Origin of the sequence: Streptomyces sp. NBC_01515 (genome assembly GCF_045040345.1) — a bacterium.
Taxonomy (GTDB): Bacteria; Actinomycetota; Actinomycetes; order Streptomycetales; family Streptomycetaceae; genus Streptomyces.
This window is the reverse complement of sequence record NZ_CP109416.1, coordinates 8,508,486-8,529,152: the sequence shown is the minus strand read 5'-3', so window position 1 is coordinate 8,529,152 and position 20,667 is coordinate 8,508,486. Positions and strand designations below refer to the sequence as shown.

Here is a 20,667-nt window from a genome sequence, read left to right as displayed (position 1 = left end):
CGACGTCCCGCCTCCTACCCAACCGACGCGCTCAGCAGACCGAAGCGATTCCTGATGCGATCGAATCAGTCAAGAATGAGCCATTGTGCTATTGAAGTAGGTTTCATATTTGAACAGTTATTGACCGCGTGCGATTCTTAACCCTTCAAGAGCACAGGTCGGCCGTCGGACGGGGGCACCGGTGGACTTGGAGGTTCGCTTACTGGGACCGGTCGAACTGCGCGGAGAACATCACGTCGACACGCTCGGCTCGGTCAAAGAGCGTCTCGTGGTCGCCGCCTTGGGAGTTGATGCCGGACGACCGGTTTCCCTGGACACGCTGATCCACCGGCTGTGGGACGACAGCCCGCCCGCCCAGCCGCGCGCGAGTCTGCACACCTACATCGCGAGAATCCGCCGCCGGCTCCGTGCGCTGGACTGCGGCGAGGTCCTCGTCCAGCAGGCCCACGCATACACCCTGGACGTGCGCCCCGACCAGATCGACTGCCACCGGTTCCAGCGGTTGACCGCGAGGGCCCGCGCGTTGAGCGACAGCGGCGACGACCGCGAGGCACTTCGGGTACTGCTGGACGCGGAGGAACTCCGGCACGGCGAGCCGCTCACCGGCCTGCCGGGCCTGTGGGCCGAGCGCATCAGGAGCGTCCTTGAGGAGCGGCAGTTCTCCGCCCAGCTGCTCCGTATCGGCATCGAACTGCGGAGCGGCCACTTCGCCGAGGTCGTGCCGGACCTCACCACCCTGCTGGAGGAACACCCCACCGACGAACTCCTCGCGGGCCAGCTCATGACGGCCACCTACGGCTGCGGCCGACAGGCCGACGCCCTGCGCGTCTACGACACCGTCCGCCGGCGCCTGCTCCAGGACCTGGGCGCCGATCCGGGCGAGTCCCTCACCCGGCTGCACGGACTCGTCCTGAACGGGGCACCGGTCCACAGTCTCCTGCCCCGCACGGAACCCGCCGCGACCGCTCCGCAGACCCTGCCGAGCCATGCCGAACTGATCGGCCGAGAGGCGGAGTTGGCGGTGATCATGCACAACGCCGTACCCCTGTCGACGGCTTCGCCGACCACCGGTACGGTCATCGCACTGCAGACCGTCTCGGGCATGGCCGGGGTCGGCAAGTCGACCATCGCCCTGCACGCGGCCAGACGTCTCGCCCCCTTCTTCCCGGAAGGGGCCGCGTACCTCGACCTCCAGGCCCACTCACCGGGGCAGGAACCCCTCACCGCCGACGCCGCGCTCACCTCCCTGATCCGGGCCTTCGGTGTCCCCGCCGCGGAACTGCCGCACGACACGGACGGGTTGGTGAGCCTGTGGCGCCGCCTGCTCAGCAACCGTCGCGCGGTGGTCGTCCTCGACGACGCGGCCGGCCCCCAACAACTGCGGCCGTTGCTTCCAGGGTCCTCCCCCTCCCTGATCATCGTCACCAGCCGCCGCCGGCTGACCGGGCTACCCGGCATCCGGTCGATCCAACTCGACGTCCTCCCCCCGAAGGACGCCGTCACCCTCTTCCGTAGCGTGGCCGGCGGGGATCGCACCCTCCAGTCCGGCGAAGTGGCCGACATCGTCAGACTTGCCGGATATCTGCCGCTGGCCATCGAGTTGGCGGCGGGACGCCTGGCGTCCCGCCCGTCCTGGACGACCGCCCACCTGCTGCGCAGACTCACGCACGGACAGGGTCGGCTCAAGGAAATCCGGGACGGTGCGCGCGGCGAGATCGGCATGGCGTTCGACATTTCGTATCGGGCACTCACCAGCGAAGAGCAAACAGTTTTCCGATTTCTCGGACTACGCTTCGGCCCGGATGTCGACACGTTCGGGATGGCGGCACTCACCGGCCTTCCGCACGACACCACGGAGGACGCCCTGGAGTCGTTGCTCGACGTCCATCTAATTCAGGAACCTGTGCCGGAGCGCTACACGCTCCACGATCTTCTCGGCGAATACTCACGCGCCCTCGCCATGTCCGGGGAAACGGACTCCGCACGCGACGAGGCGATCAGCCGTGTGATCGATTTCTACCTACAGGCATCGGACACGGCGGACCGGATGATCTATCCGCGAGGCCTCCGCCCGGACCGTCCCGCTCCGCCCGCACGGCACCCGCTCCCGCCCTGGGACGACGCGCCGACGGCCCGCCGCTGGCTGCTCGCCGAGCGGGCCGCCCTGATCACCGCCGAGCGCCACTGCCGGACCACCGGACGACTGCGCGAAGGGGCCCTGCTCGCCGGTGCGTTGGCAGCCTTCCTCGACGACGAAGGGTATTCGGCCGACGCTCGAAGCATGCACGCGTCCGCCGTGCAGCACTGGCACGCCGTCGGCGAACGGCAGTCGGAGGCGCACGCGTTGATCGACCTGGGCAACGCGCTGTCCCACTGCGGACGCTACGACGAGGCCCGCACCGCACTCCGGCAGGCACACAGGGCCGCCGCCGACCTCGACGACGCGGAGGCCGGCGCCGAGGCCCTCCACCAACTCGGCGTCCTGCACTGGAACACCGGGCAACTGGCGGAGGCACTGGAGTTCCAGCTCAGCACCCTGCGCCTGCGCACCGCGTCGGGCGACATCTGGCAGATCTCCCGATCCCGGAACAACCTGGGAATCACCTATTTATATCTGGGCAGATTTCAGGAATCTCAGGAGAACTTCGACCTGGCGCTCGCCGGGTTCCGAACATCAACGGACATGCGGGAATACGCCCACGTACTGAACAACCTATCCGATCTCCACATCCGCATGGGGAACACGGATTCCGCCCGGAAATTACTCCATGAAGCGCTCGACACCCTCAAGGAGTCGGGAAATCCATCGGAGCGCGCTATCACCCAGGTGAATCTGGCCAATACAATGAGTTCCCCTCGTGAACTGGTCGCCATGCTTGAAGTCCTGCAGCAATCCCTGAATACGTTTCGGAGACTGGGAGATCGCCGCAACGCCTCAGAGACCCTGCACGCGATGGGCACCGCGCTGCATACCGCGGGCAGGTTCACCGAAGCCGCCGCCCGTCATGAACATGCCCTGGAACTGGCACGCAGCGTGGGAGCCGCCCACGAGGAGGCCCAGGCTCTCCACTCACTCGGACTTGCCGAACACCGGCTTGGACAAGGAAGTTCGGCCGCCGCACACATCACGCACGCCATCGAGGTCGCCGACCGAATCGGTGCGGCACGCGAGGCCGCGCAGGCCCGGGAGAGCCTGGCCGCCGTAAGCGCCACTGGACAGAAAGCGCCTTCCACGAAGACGGAGTGAGCGGACTGGCGCATGGCCCCGCGAAGGACCCACTATCAGCTCCCGGGCTCCGTGAATACCCCTGCGAATGCAGCCATACCCAGAGTTGCTTCGCCAGCCTCACCCCTGTATGAAATCACTTGGGGCACAAGCCGCCACAGCCGCCACCGAGTGACTCTGGAGAACCACCCGCCCATGGTTAGACCCACGATTGCGAAGGCCTTCGGGCACCGCCTGATCCTCAAGCTCGCCGGCCTCTCCGCCTTCACCCTCGGGATAGCGATTTGCATCCCTAGCGTCCAGAATTACCTCACCTAGTCCGGCCGGTGCGGTGACGGAAGGTTTCTCCCGCCGCCGCACCCTCACAGACACCCCGCTGCCGCGGAAAGGGGCACTGCCTCGTGGATCCCATCTCGGTCGCTCTCCTCGCAGCGATGGCCGGAGGTCTCGGCGGAGAAGCCGGGCAGCAGGCCTGGCAAGGACTCGTCGCGTTGATCCGGCGCCCCTTCCGGCACACCGAAGCGGTGAGTTCGGGTGAACCCGAGCTCACCGCGCTCACCCAGGCCCCGGACGATTCCACGCGGGCCCATGCCCTGAGCACGGCGTTGGCCGTCAGGGCCACGGTGGACGCCGACTTCCGGCAGGCGCTGGAGGAGTGGTGGCAGTTCGCCAGGACCGTGGGCGAGCGGGATCGCGGGGTGAACAACCTTATTTCAGGCGGGAGTTACCAGGGCCCGGTCATCCTGGGTCGGGACATCTCGGGCAACACCTTCACCAACCCTCCGGCCCCACCCGCACCCTCCGCATAGCCCGGGTTCCCCAGCACATGGCTGGATGATGCATTCGCCGCCTCTGGCACTGACCGGTGAATCCATTTACCCTTGACCTGGCCGACGTCGACGTCCGTTCACCTCTTCACACGCCCATCGGCGGGGTGACGACGAGCGGCCGCGGCCCGGTTCCGGGGGTCCCGGCCGCTCGTCGTCACCCCGTCCCCGCGAGGCGTCAGCTCGCGGTACGGCGAATTCGCCCCGCGTACCGCTTCTCCAGCTCCAGATTGCCCTCGAAGCCGCCCGGCACATTGGCCGAGACGTACACCGGAGGCCGCTCCCCCGAGGCGAGCAACCGCGCCGCCGCCTCCGCGACCGACAGCTGGACGAGCATCGCGCCGGTGAGCGTGGACAGGGCGCAAACGGCACCGCCCGTGGGGAGTTCGAGAAGGGCGTCGCCGCGCGGGGCCGCGTTGTCGAGGACGACGTCGGCGAGGTCGGCGAGCTTCTTGCCGCTCGGGTGACCGGCCGGGACGGCGCGGGTGTGGGCGAGCGAGGTGATGGCGAGAAGCCGGTGGCCGCGCTCCTTCACGCGCAGGGCCATCTCCACGATCACCTTGTTCACACCGGAGTTGGAGATGATGACGAAGAGATCCTCGGGTCGGGGTGCCGCGAGGTCGTAGAGACGTTCGGCGACCCCGGCCCGCCGCTCCAGCAGCGGGTCGTCGAGGACGCTGGGCGGGTCGCCGCCGTAGAGGACGAGGTCGGCGATGCTCAGGCGGTTGGTGGGCACCAAACCCCCGGCGCGGCCCGCGAGTTCGAGGACCATGGCCTGGGAGTGGCCGGTGCCGAAGGCCTGGATGACGCCGTCCGTGCGGACGCAGTCCGCGATCAGTTCGGCGGCGCGGGACACGGTGTCGCGGCTGGACTCGGTGATGTTCTGGAGGACGGCCAGGCTCTCGCGCGCGAAGGTCTCGGCGCTTACGGACTCGGCGGACACGCGATTCTCCCCACCGGTGGATCAAACCACCTGTTCTTTCTAGATCAATGAATCAATAAATCACATGCGGTCCTGGTATTCAATCGATGGCCTCTGGGGTGGCTGATACCTTCTGCACATGCCCCCGACAGACGTCACCACCCTCATCCGCACCGAGCTGCCCCGACTGGCCGGCTCACTGAGGAAGGTCGGCGAGCTGATCCTGGAGGATCCGGCCGCCGTCACCCACTGCTCGGCCGCCGAGCTGGGCCGCCGCACCGGCACGTCGCAGGCGACGGTGACCCGGTTCTGCCGGGCGGTCGGCCTCGACTCGTACCAGCATCTGCTGATCGAGCTGGCCCAGGAGCGCGGTCGCGGCGAGGTCTCCGACTGGGGCACGGCCGAGATCGGCCCGGACATCTCGCCGGACGACGATCTCGAACGGGTCGTGCAGGTCGTGGGCAGTGCGGACCTCCGCGCGGTGCAGCAGACGATCGACCGGATCGACCTCGACGCGGTGGAGCGCGCGGCCACGGCCACCGCCCGCGCCCGGCGCATCGACGTCTACGGCATCGGCGGCAGCGGGGCGGTCGCCCAGGAGACCGAGACCCGGCTGTTCCGCATCGGCTGCGCGGTGCGCGGCTGGACCGAGGTGCACGCGGCCGCCACCTCCGCCGCCCTGCTCACCCCGGCGGACGTCGCCATCGGCATCTCCCACTCCGGTTCCACCCGCGAGACCATCGAGCCCTTCGAGCTCGCCAAGGAGCGCGGCGCCACCACCATCGCCCTCACCTCCGACCCGCGCTCCGCACTCGCCCGCGCCGCCGACATCCGGCTGATCTCCTCGTCCTCCGCGACCAGTTTCCCCACCGGCATCATCGGCGCCCGCCACTCGGTCCTGGTCCTCATCGACTGCCTCTACGTCCGCGTCGCGCAGCTCTCCTACCAGCGCGCGAGCGCCTCGCTGGCCCTCACCGACCACATCGCCGGGGAGCATGCCGTGAAGTCCCGCCGGGGCCGGTGATCCCAGCCGGGACCCGGCCGTGACCTCGGCCGAGTCTGCATGGATGAACCACCGAAGTTACGCGGGGATGGTTGTTTGAATCATCTTCGCGGTGTCAGGATGGGCGCTCCGCCGAGCCTCTGGTAGGAGACCCATGCGCGTCACCGCTGCCCTGTCGACCGAGCTGTTCGTCGGCACCGCCGAGCATCCGCTCCAGGTGGTGGCCGCCGACCTCGCCCATGTCCCCGGCCGGCCGGTCCGCCTCACGGTCGAGGGCCCCGGCGTCCACGGCACCGCGGAGACGGTCGCGGGCGAGGACGGCACCGCGCACGTCGAGATACCCGTGACCTCGGACCTCGCGCCCGGCGAGCGGTGCGCGATCGAGGTGACGGCGGCCGACGGCGACCAACTGGCCACGCTCACCGCCGAGTTCACGGCCGCCGAACCCGGCTGGACCATGTTCATGGTCAGCCACTTCCACTACGACCCCGTCTGGTGGAACACCCAGGGCGCCTACACCGAGACCTGGGACGTGGCCGACGACCCCGCCTCCACCGGTCTCCCGGCCCGCACCTTCGACTCCCGGGGCCAGTCCGGCATGACCCTCGTCCGCGCCCACTGCGACCTGGCCCGCCGCGATCCCGCGTACACCTTCGTGCTGGCCGAGGTCGACTACCTCAAGCCGTACTGGGACGCCTTCCCCGAAGAGCGGGCGTTTCTGCGGGAGTTGATCCGCACCGGCCGCGTCGAGATCATGGGCGGCACCTACAACGAGCCCAACACCAACCTCACCGGCGCCGAGGCGACCGTACGCAACGCCCTGTACGGGGACGGCTTCCAGCGTGGCATCCTGGGTGCGACCCCCGAAACCGCCTGGCAGCTGGACGCGTTCGGGCACGACCCGCAGTTCCCCGGACTGATGGCGGACGCGGGGGTCACCTCCAGCTCATGGGCGCGTGGACCGTTCCACCAGTGGGGCCCGACCCTGTCCGTGTTCGGCGAGGAGCCGCGCGACCCCCAACGCATGCAGTTCCCGGCCGAGTTCAGCTGGATAGCCCCCTCCGGACGCGGGCTGCTCACGGCCTACATGGTCAACCACTACGGCGCCGGCTGGGCCATCGACAACGCGCCCACGCTCCCCGAGGCCGAAGCGGCGGCGCTGAAGCTCTTCCGGGGGCTGAAGAAGGTCGCGCTCACCCGCAACGTGCTCCTCCCGGTCGGCGGTGACTACGCGCCCCCGTGCCGCTGGGTGATGGACATCCACCGGGACTGGAACGCCCGTTACGTCTCGCCGCGCTTCGTCAGCGCGATCCCCCGGGACTTCTTCGCCGCCGTCCGCGCCCAGTTGGACGAGGAGGGCCGCAAGGCGTCCCCGCAGACCCGGGACATGAACCCGGTCTACACCGGCAAGGACGTCTCCTACATCGACACCAAGCAGGCCCAGCGCCACGGCGAGACCCTCCTCGCCGACGCAGAGGCCTGGGCGACCCTCGCCTCGCTCGTCGCCCAACACCCCTATCCGGACGCGGCATTGGACAAGGCCTGGCGCCAGCTCATCTACGGCGCCCACCACGACGCCATCACCGGCTCCGAGTCGGACCAGGTGTACATCGACCTGATGACCGGCTGGCGCGAGCTGTACGACCTGGCCGAGACGGTGCACGCCGACGCGACAGACGCGCTGGCCGGGAAAGTCGCCCAACTACCAGGCGGCACAGACGACTTGGTGGTGTTCAACGCGGCGACCTGGGAGCGCCGGGACGTGCTGACGGTCGCCGACCCGGGCCGCGTCCCGCTGGACGACAACGGCCTGCCCCTCCCCGCCGTACGCGAGGGCGACCAACTCCGCGTCGTCGTACCGGACGTACCCGGCATGGGCCTCAAGGCCCTCCCGCTCACCGAGGGTTCGGTACCCGAGTGGACGCCCGGCGAGGGCCTCACCATCCGCAACGAGTTCTACGAGGTGACGGTCGACCCCGCGCGCGGCGGTGGCGTCAGCAGCCTGCGCGAACTGGCCGGGGACGGAAGGGAGTTGCTGCGCGCCGGTGACATCGGCAACGAACTCGTCGTACAGGAGGAGTACGCACGGCACCCGCGCTTCGGTGAGGGGCCGTGGCATCTCACGCCGACCGGGACCACCGCCGCACGCAGCCGCGACGTCGTCGCCGACATCGATGTCCAGCACTCCCCCGCCGGTTCACGGGTCACCGTCACCGCCGACCTCGGACTGTTCCGGTACACGCAGCGGCTGACGCTGTGGGCCGGAGTCCCGCGCCTCGATCTGACCACGACCATCGACGGCTACGACGGCGCCGACCGGCTGATCCGGGTGCGCTGGCCGTCCGACGTGACCGGCGGGCTGCCGGTGCACGAGGTGGCGGACGCGGTGATCGGGCGCGGATTCGGGTTCGTGGAGGTGGACAGCGAGGAGTTCCCGTGGACGCTCGACAACCCGGCGAACACGTGGTTCGGACTGGGATCCACCGCACGGGTCGCGGTACGGGACGAGTCGGGGCAGCTGCTCGGGCACCGGTCGATCGGTGTCGCCGAACTCGTCTACGCCGACTGGGACGGCGCAGGTGAACTCGGTACCCCGCTCGCGGCTGCCCTGGTCCGTGCCGGGGTCACCGCGACCTCGACGATCGCCGGTGGCCCGCGTTACGGCGACCTCGAAGTCGACTCCAATCTCCCCGACTTCCGGATCGCCGTGGGTGCGCCCGAGCGCAACTCCGTGGTAGCCGAGGCCCTCGGCTGGGACCCGGCCGCAGGTCGCGAGGTGCGTCGGCAACTGTCCGAGCGGGGTGTGGCGGTGGTGTGGGTCGCGCCGCGTGCCGGGCTGCGCGAGGAGTGGGTGCCCGGGGCCGACCTGCGCGACCTCGAACGGCTGCCGCTGCTCGTGGTGGCGGGCGCCCGCCCCGAGGACGACGCCAAGGCGGTCGACGCGCTGATCGCCGACCTAGACGACGCGGTCCTCACGGCCACGGCGGCGGGCGGCTGCGAGGCGCTGCCGCCGGGCGACGCGTGGGACGGCCGCAGCTTCGCCGTCCTCAACCGGGGCACGCCCGGCTGTGTCGTCACCTCCTCCGGCGACCTCTACATGTCCCTCATGCGCTCCTGCACCGGCTGGCCCTCCGGCATCTGGGTCGACCCGCCCCGCCGCACGGCACCGGATGGCTCGGCGTTCCAACTCCAGCGCTGGACGCATGAGTTCGAGTACGCGGTGGTCGCGGGCGCGGGTGACTGGCGCGACGTCCGACTCCCTCAGGCCGGACATGAGTTCAACCACCCGCTCACGGCCCGCCTGCGGACCTCGACCCAACAAGGCACCCTGCCAAGGAAGTTCGCCCTGCTCGCCCTGGAACCCGCGGGCGAGGTCGTCCTCGACGCCCTCAAGCCGGCCGGTTCCCCGCTGGCCCGGGGCAGCGCGGTGCCGGTCGATCCGGGGCGCGGTGTCGTCGTACGGATGCACGAGGTGAACGGCCGTCCGGTGCGGGCCCGGATACGCGGGCCGCGCGACTGGGCCGAGGGTGCGCGGACTGACGTACTGGAGGCGCCCGGCGAGGAGTTGGTGCCGGAGCGGGACGGTGGACTCGCCCTCGACCTGACCGGCTTCGAGGTCGCGACGGTGCTGGCGACCTCCGACGCCGAGACCTCAACCGGGCCTGGAATCGCGGCAGATGAGCCCGCGCAGCCCGTCCACACCCGCTACTGGCTCCACAACTCCGGGCCCGCGCCCCGGGGAAACATGCCGGTGTCGGTGTACCTCTCCCCCGGGACGCTCACCGTGTCCGGCCCCGTCACCGCGACCGTCCGGGTCGGCTCGGAACTCACCGACGCGCCGGTGTCGGGCACCGTGAGGATCGAGGTCCCGCCCGGCTGGACCGCCCAACCCGCCGAGCTGCCGTACGCGTTGGGCCCCGGCGGGTTCACGCTGGCCGAGGTGACCGTGACACCACCGTCGGAACCGGAGCCCGGCCGGCACTGGCTCGCGGCCCGGTTGGAGTACGGCGGGCAGACGTACGAGGACGTCGTGGCGCTGGATGTGGCGGGCGGGCAGTACGGGCCAACTCTGCTGTCCAGTCTGGGCGTTGAACGGATCAGCGTGCGCGGCGGAGAGCGGGTGCGGGTACCCGTGAACCTCCGCAACACCACCCGTGGACCGGTCCACGGCACCCTCTGGGCCATTTCCTCGTGGGGCACCTGGGCCGGGGTCGGGCCGGGCTGCCAGGGGTTCACGGTCGCAGGGGGCGCGGAAGAGCAGTGCTTCATCGAGGTGGACGGCTCGGCGGTGCCGCCGGGGTCGTACTGGCTGCTCGCGAAGGTCGCCTGGCACGGGTGTGTCGCCTACACGGAGGCCGTCGCGCTGGAGGTGACGCCGTGACGGAGCACGCGGCCGTGGTGCGCGGCAGGACCGTTCCAAAAAGGCGGGTGGACGCGCTGCTGGCGGCCGTACCGGCCCGGGACCGGGAGAGCACCCGGCCCGAGGCGCTCGCACGGGCCGAGCGGCAGCGCCGGCGGTGGGCGACGCAGGTGGTGGTCATCGACGAGCTGGCTCAACGGGCTTGCGCGGAGCGGGGGTTGAAGCCTCCCGCGGAGGTGTCGCCGGACCAGGTGCTCGCCGTCGCCGAGACCGACGTCGCGGATCTCGGCAGCATCGTCGCGGCGGCCCTCGCGCACTCCCCGGCCGCCCGGCTGCTGCTGGCCGAGTTGGAGGGCGAGCAGGAGGTCGCGGAGGGGGCCGTGCGGGACTACTACGACCGGAACCGGGACCGCTTCCTCACCGCAGAGGCGCTCCGGCGCGGTGTCGACCCGTTCAGCGGGGTGTCATCGGAGGACTTCGTGCCGTACGGGCAGGCCCGTGCGGGGGTCGCGCGGGAGTTGCGGCGGGCGGCGGGGCGGCGGGCCTTCTTCGGCTGGTTGGACCAGTCCAAGTCCGGCGTTGTGTATGCCGTGGGTCATGAGCACCCCGGCGATCCGGCGCACCCGGACCACGAGCACCGGCACTGATCACTCCCGGAACCTAAAAGCAACACGGGAACCCATTGACCTCCGATGAATTCTGGTCCACCTTTTCATCAATCGGAGTCGAAGTTGGTTAATTGAACCAGCTGTTGGCTGATGCTCAGGAGGGCAGCGATGCGCACAGGAAGACTGACCGGATCGATGGTGGGGATCATCGTCCTGACCCTGACGGCCGCCGCCTGCGGGCTGTCCGGCAGTTCGGGCGACAGCGACTCCACCGCGGGCGGCTGCAAGGTGGACAAGGGCAATGTGGGGTCCGGGAAGCTCACCGGTGAGGTGAAGGGCAACATCACCTTCCAGACCACCAACTTGAAGAAGGACTTCGGGAAGTTCTTCAACGGGGTCATCAAGTCCTTCGAGAAGGCGCACCCCGGTACGTCGGTCAAGTGGATCGACGATCCGGGCGACAGCACCTTCACCCAGCGCACCGTGGCCGACGCCCAGGCCTGCACGCTGCCGGACGTCCTCAACCTCAACTCGGAGACGGCGACGGCACTGACGAAGGCCGGCTATCTGCTCGACCTGGGCGTGAAGGACCCCTCGGTCGGCAAGCCGTTCGTCCCCGCGTTCTGGAAGTCGAGCACCTTCAAGGACGCCTCGGGCTCCGCGCTGCACACCGTGCTCCCCTGGTACACCGGCGGCATCGTCCTGACGTACAACACCGACCTGTTGAAGAAGGCCGGGATCGATCCCGCGAAGCCGCCGACGACGATCTTCGGGCTGTTCGCCGACTACGAGAAGATCGCCAAGTCGGCCAAGGGCAAGTACTACGCGACGATGGCCAACCCGATCTGGCGCATCCCGGCGGACTTCGACCAGATGAACATCAAGACCCTCTCCAGCGACGGCAAGTCGGCCGTGTTCGCGGACGATCCGCGCACCACCCAGTGGGTCGCCTGGATGGCGAAGCTGTACAAGGAGGGCGCGATGCCGAAGGACTCGCTGTCCTCCAGCAACGACCCGTCCACGCCGTACACGCAGGGCAAGGTCGCCTACGGCTCGACCAACCCGAGCTATGTGCGGTTCGTGAAGCAGAACAGCCCCTCGATCTACGCCAAGACCGCGGTCGGGCAGCAGCCCTTCGACGCGCTGGGCCACACCACCGGCGCCCCGCAGTACGTCTCGGTCGCCGCGACCAGCAAACACGCCCCCGTGGCACTGGCGTTCGCGGAGTACCTCACCAACGCCGAGAACCAGACGGCCTGGGCCAAGGACCCGGACGTGGTGATCTTCCCGACGACCACCACCTCGCTGAACGACCCGTTCTTCCAAAAGGTGGGCGGCAACGACCAGTTCGCGCAGGCCCGCAAGCTCGTCGCCGACCAACTCAAGACGACCACGGCCTACCAGACCAACCTCTCGCCGGCCGTGCAGAACGCGATCGTGTCGCAGGTGCAGTTGGCCATGCAGGGCAAGAAGAGCGCGGCGCAGGCCGTGCAGGACGCCCAGGCGAAGGCCGACGAGCTGCTGAAGCAGGCTGGTTGATGGTGGCGACGCAGACCGCGAAGCCGGTGACCGTGCCCGGTGCGGAGGCCGTCGTCTCCGCACCGGGCACGTCCCGCATACGTAAGTTCGCCCACGCCGTCCTGCCCGGTCCCGCCCCCGGCGCCAACGGGGCCGCCCTGTACCGCCGTTGGTGGCTGCCCTGGCTTTGGACCGCTCCAGCGATCGTCTGCGCGGCGGTGTTCGGGGTGTTCCCGTTCCTCAACACGCTGCTGCTGTCGTTCACGGACGCCAAGCCGCTCGGCGGCGCCGCGGGCTTCGTCGGGCTCTCCAACTACACCCGGATGCTGGGTGATTCGGACTTCTGGCTGGCAACCCGCAACAGCGTCCTGTACGCCGTGATCGTCGTCCCGCTCATGGTGCTGCTGCCGCTCCTGCTCGCCGTCCTGGTGGAGAAGAACCTCCCCGGCATCGGATTCTTCCGCTCCGCCTTCTACACCCCGGTGCTCGCCTCCAGCGTGGTCGTCGGGCTGAGCTGGCAGTGGCTGCTGGCGGACGACGGACTGGTCAACACCTGGCTGGAGAAAGCCCACTTGATCCGGTCGGCGATCCCCTTCCTCTCCGACTCCTGGCTGATCCTGCTCTCCGCGATGGGCCTCACCCTGTGGAAGGGCCTCGGCTGGTACATGGTCTTCTACCTGGCCGCCCTCGGGAACGTTCCAAAAGAGCTGCACGAGGCCGCCTCCATGGACGGCGCCGGTGCCGCCCGCCGCTTCTGGCACATCACCGTGCCCGGCGTACGCCAGGCGATGATGCTGGTCGGCACCCTCACCGGCATCGGTTCGCTGCGCGTGTTCACCGAGATCTACATGCTCGGCAGCTCCACCGGCGGCCCCGGCGGCGCCGACCGCACGCTGCCCTTCTACATCCGGGACGTCGGCCTGGACCCCATCACCGGCAACGCGGGCTACGGCTCGGCGGTGAGCGTGGCGCTGTTCGTCCTGACCCTGGGCCTGACCCTGCTGGCGCAGCGCCTCACCAAGGAGGACGAGTCATGACGACGACCGCAGTGCGGCCCAAGTCCCGCCGCCTGACGCCGCGTTGGCGTGACTACGGCCGCCCTCGCGAACTCCTCGTCCGCTACCTCCTGTTGCTGCTGGTGCTCGGCCTCACCGTAGGGCCACTCATCTGGCAGCTCCTGGCCTCGCTCAAGGGCACCGGGGAGGACGTCTTCGGCGCGAACGCCTCCCTGCTGCCCCATCACCCGACCCTGCACGCCTACCGCGAGGTCTTCAGCCAGGTCCCGGTGGCGACGTACATCAAGAACAGCCTGATCGTCGTACTCCTGTCGGTCGGCAGCCAGTTGCTGTTCTCCACCACGGCCGGCTACATGCTCTCCAAGCCCGCCTGGAAGGGCCGCAGAGCGGTCTGGATCCTGCTCGTCGCCTCCATGATGTTCCCCTTCGAGTCGATCATGGTGTCGCTGTTCCTGAGCATCCGCGACCTCGGCCTGGTCGACAACGTGGTGGGCGTGTGGCTGCCCGGCTTCGTCGGCGCGATCAACGTCCTGCTCATGCGCGGCGCGTTCCTCGCGGTACCGCGCGAGATCGAGGACTCGGGGATGCTGGACGGCGCGAGCGAGTGGCAGCGGTTCCGCCACCTCTATCTCCCGTCCGCGTGGGGCGCGATCATGGTGGTCACCATCAACACCTTCATCAGCGCCTGGGACGACTTCCTCTGGCCCCTGATCGTCCTCCGCTCCGAGGACCACATGACACTGACGCTGGGCCTCTCGCGGTTGCAGAGTTCGTCGTTCGGCTACGACCAGCGCGTGGTGATGGCCGGTTCGGTGATCTCCGTGATCCCGGTGCTCGTGCTGTTCGTCATCACCCAACGCTGGTTCTACAAGGGCGTTTCAGCGGGAGCCGTCAAGCTCTGAGGCGTACGACAATGGGCTCGACGGCGAGCGCGCCCCGAGCGGACTGAGCGACCCGAACCTCCACGGCACCGACCTGCTCCAACTGGTCGGTGCCGAAGGGGATTTCGACCCTACGGTGCTCCCCCGGGGCCAACTCGACGCCCTGGAAGGCGTGCAGTTCGAGCGTGCGCGGCCACACCGGGGTGATCAGCCGCCGGATGTACACCTGGACGACCGAACGCCCGTGTCGCACGCCGGTGTTGGTGACGTCGACCTCGACCACGTTCCCCGCGACGCGCGGCGGAGCGTACTCGAAGCCCGTGTACGACAGCCCGTGCCCGAAGGAGTAGCGCGGCTCGGCCTCGGCATCCACGTAACCGCCGTACTCGGTGTCCTTGTGGTTGTAGTAGACGGGGAGTTGGGCCACCGAGCGGGGCACGGAGACCGGCAGGCGGCCGGTCGGTTCGGCGTGGCCGAGCAGTACCTCGGCGATGGCCTCACCGCCCCACGGTCCGGGGTACCAGGCGGTGAGCAGGGCGCCGGCATGTTCGGGGACGACGTGCGGGCGGCCTTGGATCAGGACCACCGCCGTGGGTGTCCCGGTCGCCGTGACCGCGTCCAGGAGGGCGAGTTGGGCCCGGCCGAGGCTCAGACCCGCGAGGTCGACGCCCTCGCCGCACGTCATCTCCGAAACGGCGTTCCGTGCGGCCCCGTTGGCGTCGAAGTCCGTGTCGGGGGTACGGGCGCTGCTGCCGCCCAGCACCAGGACAGCCAGGTCGGAGGCAGCGGCTGCGGCAACCGCCTCAGGGATGCCGGAGAGGTCGTCGCCGGTGAGGGCGCAGCCGAGGGTGTGGCGGATGTCGGTGCCGGGTGGGGCGAGTCGCCGTAGGCCTTCGAGGACGCTGACACCGGACGTCCGGGGTGCCGTGTAGTCGCCCAACTGGTGGGCGGTGGTGGCTGATTGAGGGCCTATGACCGCGATACGCGAGGCGGTCGCCGGGATGGGCAGGACGTCGCCGTCGTTGTGGAGGAGGGTGACGGCGGCTCGGGCGAGGGTCGTGCTCAGCTCGCGGCCCTGCTGTGCGGAAGGGAACTCGCCTGTGCTGTAAGGCCGTTCGAAGAGGCCCAGGCGGAACTTCAGGCTGAGCACGCGCGCCACGGCGGTGTCGATGGCCTCCTCGGTCACCAGTCCCCGCCCGACCGCCTCCTCCAAGTGTGTGAAGCCCTCGTCCCACAGGCTCAGGTCGACACCGGCGTTGAGTGCGAGGGCGCCCGCCGAGACCTTGTCGCCGGTGATGCGGGCCAGCCGGTCCACGGCGAGACCGTCGGCCATCACCAGGCCCTCGAAACCCCAGTCCGCGCGCAGGAGTTCGGTCAGCAGGGCGTGGTTGCCGGAGCAGGGCAGGCCGTCGACCTCGTTGTAGGCGGACATGAGGGCGGCGGCCCCTGCGCGGACTCCGGCGCGGGCGGCGGGGAGGTGGATCTCATGGAGTTCACGGAGGCCCAGCTCCGACTCGGCGGAGTTGCGGCCACCGACCGTGGCGCCCTGGCCGGCGAAGTGCTTGAGGACGACGGGGGCCTTGTCGGAAGCGAAGCCGTCACCGGGCTCGCCCTGCATCCCGCGCACCAGCGCCTCGGTGAGGCGGGCGGCGAGGTGCGGGTCCTCGCCGAAGCACTCCTCCGTGCGGCCCCAGCGCGGGTCGCGGGCGATGTCCAGGGCGGAGACGAGGGCCACGTGGCCGCCACGGGCGCGGAGTTCGGCGGCGGCATGGGCGGCGGCCCGCTCGTACAGGTCGGGGTCCCAGGTCGCGCCGACGGCCAGGTTGACCGGGAGGACCGTGCCGTCCAGGGCCATGTGGCCGTGCGGCACCTCCTCGACGAACAGGGCCGGGATGCCGAGTCGGCTGCTCGCGATGACATGGCGTTGCACCAACTCGGCCAGCGCGGCGCTGTCTTGGGCGCCGGGGCCGTTGGTGTGGTCGACGCCGGACCAGGCGTCGGCGCGGAACAGGCCGTAGAGCGCGCCGAGTCCGGCGAAGCGGTCGGTCTCGGCGCGGAGGGCGTCGGTGAGTTCGAACCCGTCGGGGCTGTCGGGAGTGCGGCGGTAGGCATTCCAGCCGTACATCCGCTGGTTGAGCTGGCCGACCTTCTCGCGCAGGGTCATCCGGGCGAGGAGGTCGCAAACCCGGCTGTCCACGGGGGCGTTGGGGTCGCGGTAGACGGGGACGGTGGTGTCTCGGCAGACGGGGACGGTGGTGTCGGTCATCGGGTGTCACCGTCGTAGGCGAGTCGGGCGAGGGCGACCGCGCCCCGGCAGCCGTCCGGGACCCAGTCGAGGGTCAGGCCGAGAGTGTGGAGGCGGGCGGTGAGGGGGATCGTGAGCGGGCCCTCGGGGCCGAGCAGGCCGCCGGTGGCGACGATCCGCTCACCCGGGGACGGCTCCAACGCCCTTACCGTGTCGGTCAGTTGGTCTGCCGCCTCGTCGAGGATGCCTTCCGCCACGGCGTCCTTCTTTCCCGCCGCCTCGACCACCAGCGGGGCGAACCGGGCGAGGCGGATGGGGAGTTCGGCCATCACGGCGGGGAGTACGTGCATGCGGTAGGCCTCGCGGTGGGCGCGGGACCAGTCGCCGTCGGCGGGCAGTTCCTCGAACGGCACGCCGAGTGCCTGGCCGACGGACCCGGCCAGCACGGTCGTAGGGCCGCGTCCGTCCGCCATGCGCAGGGCCGCGCGTACCGCGCTCCGGCCGATCCAGAAGCCGCTGCCGTCGTCGCCGAGGAGCCAGCCGTCGCCGTCGACGGTGGCCGTGGAGCGGCGGTCGGTGATGCGCAGCGCGACCGCGCCGGTGCCGGCGACCAGCGCGAGGCCGTCGGCGGGGGTACCGGGGGCGGAGGCGAAGGCCGCCTCGATGTCGCTGCGGACGCGGATGCGGTCGGCGGGGATGCCTAGGCGCCGGAGCGCGGCGGTGAGGGCGGTGCGGGCGTTGACGTGTCCCGGTTCCTCGGTGGAGGCGGCCGTGGCGCCCGCGAAGCCGCCGGACACGGCGACCACGCGGGCGCGTGCCGACTCCGGGACGGCCTGCCCGATCGCCTCGACCAGGTGGTCGGTGAGGCGCGGCACCGGGACGGTCAGGGCATTGCCGGGCCCGGCCGCGCCCTCGCCGAGGGGGCGGCCGTCCTCGGCGGCGGCGAGGACGGCGCGGGTGCGGGTGCCACCGGCGTCGAGGCCGACGACGAGGTCACCGGTGAGGTCACCGGCGAATTCTTGGTTCAAATCGTTGCTCATCACTGACTATGGTGGTTGATACATTCGCGCAGAACAAGAGCCGAAGACCGCAGAACAAGAGCCAAAGACACAGACAGGGCAAGACCGGACCTGGGGAGGATCCCATTCCTACGCTCCGCTTCGGCGTCAACTACACGCCGCGCCGCGGTTGGTTCCACTCCTGGCACGACTTCGACCCGGCGCACGCCCGCGAGGATCTGGCCCAGATAGCCGGGCTCGGCCTGGACCACGTCCGGATCTTCCACCTCTGGCCGCTGCTCCAGCCCAACCGCACGCTGATCCGCAGGGCGGCCGTGGACCAACTGGTGCACCTCGTCGACCTGGCGGGCGAGGCGGGCCTCGACGTGCTCGTGGACGGCGTCCAGGGTCATCTGTCGAGCTTCGACTTCTACCCGGAGTGGACCCGCGGCTGGCACCATCGCAACGTCTTCACCGACCCGGAGACCATCACCGCCCAGGCGGAGCTGATGCGCACGCTGGGCAGCGCCCTCGCCGACCGCCCGAACCTGATCGGCCTCCAACTCGGCAACGAGCTCAACAACTTGGTGGAGCACAACCCGGTGACGGTGGCCGAGGTGGACCACTATCTCGACACCCTGCTGGCCGCCGCCCGCGAACATCTGCCGCCGGACCGCCTGGTCACGCACTCCGCGTACGACGCCGCCTGGTACGGCGACGACCACCCGTTCACCCCGGAGGCCTCGGCCCGCAAGGGTGATCTGACCACCGTCCACCCGTGGGTGTTCTCGGGCGACTGCGCCCGCCGTTACGGCCCGCGCTCGCCACAGGTGCTCCATCTCGCCGAGTACGGAACGGAGTTGGCCAAGGCGTACGCCATCGACCCGGCCCGTCCGGTCTGGGTACAGGAGACCGGCGCGCCCGAGCCGCACATCCCGGCGGCGGACGCCCCGGAGTTCGCGCAGGCGACCGTGCGCAACGCGGCCGAGTGCGAAGGTCTCTGGGGTGTGACCTGGTGGTGCTCGCACGACGTGGACCGCTCGCTCGCCGACTACCCCGAACTCGAATACACGCTGGGCCTGTTCGACTCGGCGGGCCGCCCCAAGCCGATCGCCGAGGCCTTCGCCGAAGCCATCGCGGAGCCGCACACCGTCCAACTCCGCGACACCGCGCTGGTGTTGGACTGCACTCCGGGCACCCGCTCGGTGTCCGGTCCGGGTGGCGCGTACTTCGAGGAGTGGATGCGGCTGCGCACGGAGGGCGTCCGGCCCGCGGTGGTGCTGGCCGAACGGGCGGCGGACGAGGGGTACTTGGCGGCGCGGGGCATCAAGGAGGTCGTACGCCTCCCATAGAGATCATGCGCCCGCGAGTACCTCCGCGACCGCCCGCAGGTTGACCCGCCCGCGCCCGTAGGAGCAGAGGGCGCCGCCCTCCGGCAGCCCGGTGTCGACCAGTACGGCATCGGGTCGCCAGGCCGTGAGCGTGTCGCGCAGCCGGGCCTGCCAGGGGTGCAGGCCGGCGTCGGAGGTGGCGACGACCAGCGAGGCGCCCGTCCGGACGATCCCGTCGACGAGGGCGGCGGGGTCGGCCGGTTCCGTGTTGAGGGCGGTGCCGGTGGCCGTGGGGTCGATCGCGCGGAGTTCGGTGAGGAGGTCCTCGCCGCCCCAGTTCAGGGCGGGGTGCGGGGCCGGGAACAGGTCGACGACGTGGGCGCCGCGCAGTGGCGGGGGCAGGGTCCGGGTGCGTACGGCGCGGCGGGCCGCCTCCAGGCCGGCGTCCGCGTCCCAGGGGGCGGCCGTGCGGCGCGGGGTCGCGTACCGCTCGGCGAGCCGTCGGACCCGGCCGGCCGCCTCCCACACCCGCTCCTCGGACAGCACCTGCGAGTGCAGCGCGTCGAGCACGGCGTCCCGGCAGGCCAGGGTGACGTCCAAGTCCGGTACGGCGACGATGACTTGGTCGGCTCCGGCGGCGAGGGCGATCCGGGCCCCGGCGGCTTCGCCGTACGCGTCGGCGATCGCCTTCATCTCCAGGGCGTCGCTGACGAGGACGCCGTCGAAGCCGAGTTCGAGGCGGAGCAGGTCGCCGAGGATGCGGCGGCTGAGGGTGGCGGGGCGGTTGGCGTCCAGGGCCGGGAAGACGACGTGCGCGCTCATCAGCATCGGCACGCCCGCGGTGATGGCGGCGCGGAACGGTGCGAGGTCGACGAGGAGTTCGTCGTACGGGCGCGGGTCCGTGGCGACACCGTGATGGCTGTCGGTGATTGTGCCGCCGTGGCCCGGGAAATGCTTGGCACAGGAGGCGATGCCGCGGACGTCGGTGGCGGTGATCCAGGCGCGCAGATGGCGGGCGGCCAGGGCGGGATCGGCACCGAAGGAGCGGGTGCGCACGATCGGGTTGCGCGGTTGGTGCTGAAGGTCGGCGACGGGTGCGTACGAGGCGGTGATGCCCAGTGTGGCGAGGTGACCTGCGAGCGCGTCGGCGCAACGGGCGGTCAGGGCCGGGTCGTCGACGACTCCGAGGGCGTAGGAGCCCGGGACGTCCGGGGCTCCGGCGTTCACCAAGTGGCCGATGTCGCCGCCCTCGTTGTCGATGGCCACGAGCAGGTCCGGGCGGATGGACCGGAGTTGGTCGGTGAGCCGGCTCACCTGCTGAGCGTCGCGCACATTGCGGGTGAACAGGATGACCCCGCCGAGGCCGCGGTCGATGAGCCGCTTGAGCTGGTCCGGCACGGTCGTCGCGCCGTCGAACCCGGCGACCAGACAGCGGTGGGCCGCCTCGTCGAGGTCGACGGGCAGGGCGGTGACGGCGGCGGACGTACGCTCGGCGTGGGTCATACTGGAATTCAAATGGCTCGCTCAACCTAAAGTCAACAAACCGATGGATTGTTGATTCAGGCAATGATCTGGGGTGGTGGCGTGGGCGGTGGAGCGGGCGGTGACGTGGGCGGTGTCACAGATGACGCCGATGGTGCGCCCGGTGCGTTCACCCGGGCCCTTCAAGCCATTCACGCCGTCCGCGTCGCCCAGCCGCCCGCGCCCCTTCCGCTGGCGGACACCACGACGT

At 70.2% G+C, this 20,667-nt stretch carries 13 protein-coding genes; 9 read left to right on the top strand and 4 right to left on the bottom strand.

The genetic code is table 11. The features are described from left to right. Positions 1-181: 181 nt before the first annotated feature. Both OG407_RS38310 and OG407_RS38305 read left to right on the top strand, forming a co-directional pair. On the top strand, positions 182-3,247 hold the full coding sequence (locus OG407_RS38310; protein WP_405864383.1) for a tetratricopeptide repeat protein: 3,066 nt from the start codon (positions 182-184) through the stop codon (positions 3,245-3,247). 380 nt (positions 3,248-3,627) lie between these two features. Then, the gene (locus tag OG407_RS38305) at positions 3,628-4,035 is read left to right on the top strand and encodes a hypothetical protein (RefSeq protein WP_405864381.1); all 408 of its coding nucleotides are present in this window, start codon (positions 3,628-3,630) and stop codon (positions 4,033-4,035) included. 196 nt (positions 4,036-4,231) lie between these two features. Here OG407_RS38305 and OG407_RS38300 read toward each other — a convergent pair whose 3' ends face one another. Beyond that, positions 4,232-4,996, bottom strand: coding sequence for a sugar isomerase domain-containing protein (locus OG407_RS38300; protein WP_405864379.1), 765 nt, complete (start codon positions 4,994-4,996; stop codon positions 4,232-4,234). A gap of 118 nt (positions 4,997-5,114) precedes the next feature. Here OG407_RS38300 and OG407_RS38295 point away from each other — a divergent pair, with 118 nt between their 5' ends. From OG407_RS38295 to OG407_RS38270, 6 genes are all read left to right on the top strand, one after another. Then, the gene (locus OG407_RS38295) at positions 5,115-5,999 is read left to right on the top strand and encodes a MurR/RpiR family transcriptional regulator (RefSeq protein WP_403584678.1); all 885 of its coding nucleotides are present in this window, start codon (positions 5,115-5,117) and stop codon (positions 5,997-5,999) included. Positions 6,000-6,132: 133 nt separating this feature from the next. Next, positions 6,133-10,359: an NEW3 domain-containing protein gene (locus OG407_RS38290; protein WP_405864377.1), complete on the top strand. Its 4,227-nt coding sequence runs from the start codon at positions 6,133-6,135 to the stop codon at positions 10,357-10,359. Beyond that, entirely contained in the window at positions 10,356-10,985 is a 630-nt protein-coding gene (locus OG407_RS38285; RefSeq protein ID WP_405864375.1) for a peptidyl-prolyl cis-trans isomerase, read from the top strand. Before OG407_RS38290 ends, OG407_RS38285 begins: the two co-directional genes overlap by 4 nt. A gap of 129 nt (positions 10,986-11,114) precedes the next feature. Further along, positions 11,115-12,485: an extracellular solute-binding protein gene (locus tag OG407_RS38280; protein WP_405864373.1), complete on the top strand. Its 1,371-nt coding sequence runs from the start codon at positions 11,115-11,117 to the stop codon at positions 12,483-12,485. Further along, positions 12,485-13,501, top strand: coding sequence for a carbohydrate ABC transporter permease (locus OG407_RS38275; RefSeq protein ID WP_405864371.1), 1,017 nt, complete (start codon positions 12,485-12,487; stop codon positions 13,499-13,501). The genes OG407_RS38280 and OG407_RS38275 overlap by 1 nt, the downstream gene beginning before the upstream one ends. Next, complete coding sequence (locus OG407_RS38270) at positions 13,498-14,382, top strand: carbohydrate ABC transporter permease (protein WP_405864369.1); 885 nt, start codon at positions 13,498-13,500, stop codon at positions 14,380-14,382. Before OG407_RS38275 ends, OG407_RS38270 begins: the two co-directional genes overlap by 4 nt. Here the strand turns inward: OG407_RS38270 and OG407_RS38265 are convergent. Together OG407_RS38265 and OG407_RS38260 are read right to left on the bottom strand one after the other, a co-directional pair. Next, positions 14,372-16,627: a glycoside hydrolase family 3 N-terminal domain-containing protein gene (locus OG407_RS38265; protein ID WP_405864367.1), complete on the bottom strand. Its 2,256-nt coding sequence runs from the start codon at positions 16,625-16,627 to the stop codon at positions 14,372-14,374. The genes OG407_RS38270 and OG407_RS38265 overlap by 11 nt on opposite strands. Beyond that, a complete protein-coding gene (locus tag OG407_RS38260; protein WP_405864365.1) occupies positions 16,624-17,646 on the bottom strand; it encodes an N-acetylglucosamine kinase in 1,023 nt (340 codons plus the stop codon). Before OG407_RS38260 ends, OG407_RS38265 begins: the two co-directional genes overlap by 4 nt. Positions 17,647-17,654: 8 nt before the next feature. On the opposite strand from OG407_RS38260, the gene OG407_RS38255 reads away from it, so the two are divergent. Continuing rightward, a complete protein-coding gene (locus tag OG407_RS38255) occupies positions 17,655-18,956 on the top strand; it encodes a glycosyl hydrolase (RefSeq protein ID WP_405864363.1) in 1,302 nt (433 codons plus the stop codon). Positions 18,957-18,959: 3 nt separating this feature from the next. Here OG407_RS38255 and OG407_RS38250 read toward each other — a convergent pair whose 3' ends face one another. Next, positions 18,960-20,438: a glycoside hydrolase family 3 N-terminal domain-containing protein gene (locus OG407_RS38250; protein ID WP_405864361.1), complete on the bottom strand. Its 1,479-nt coding sequence runs from the start codon at positions 20,436-20,438 to the stop codon at positions 18,960-18,962. Between the last annotated feature and the right edge of the window lie 229 nt (positions 20,439-20,667).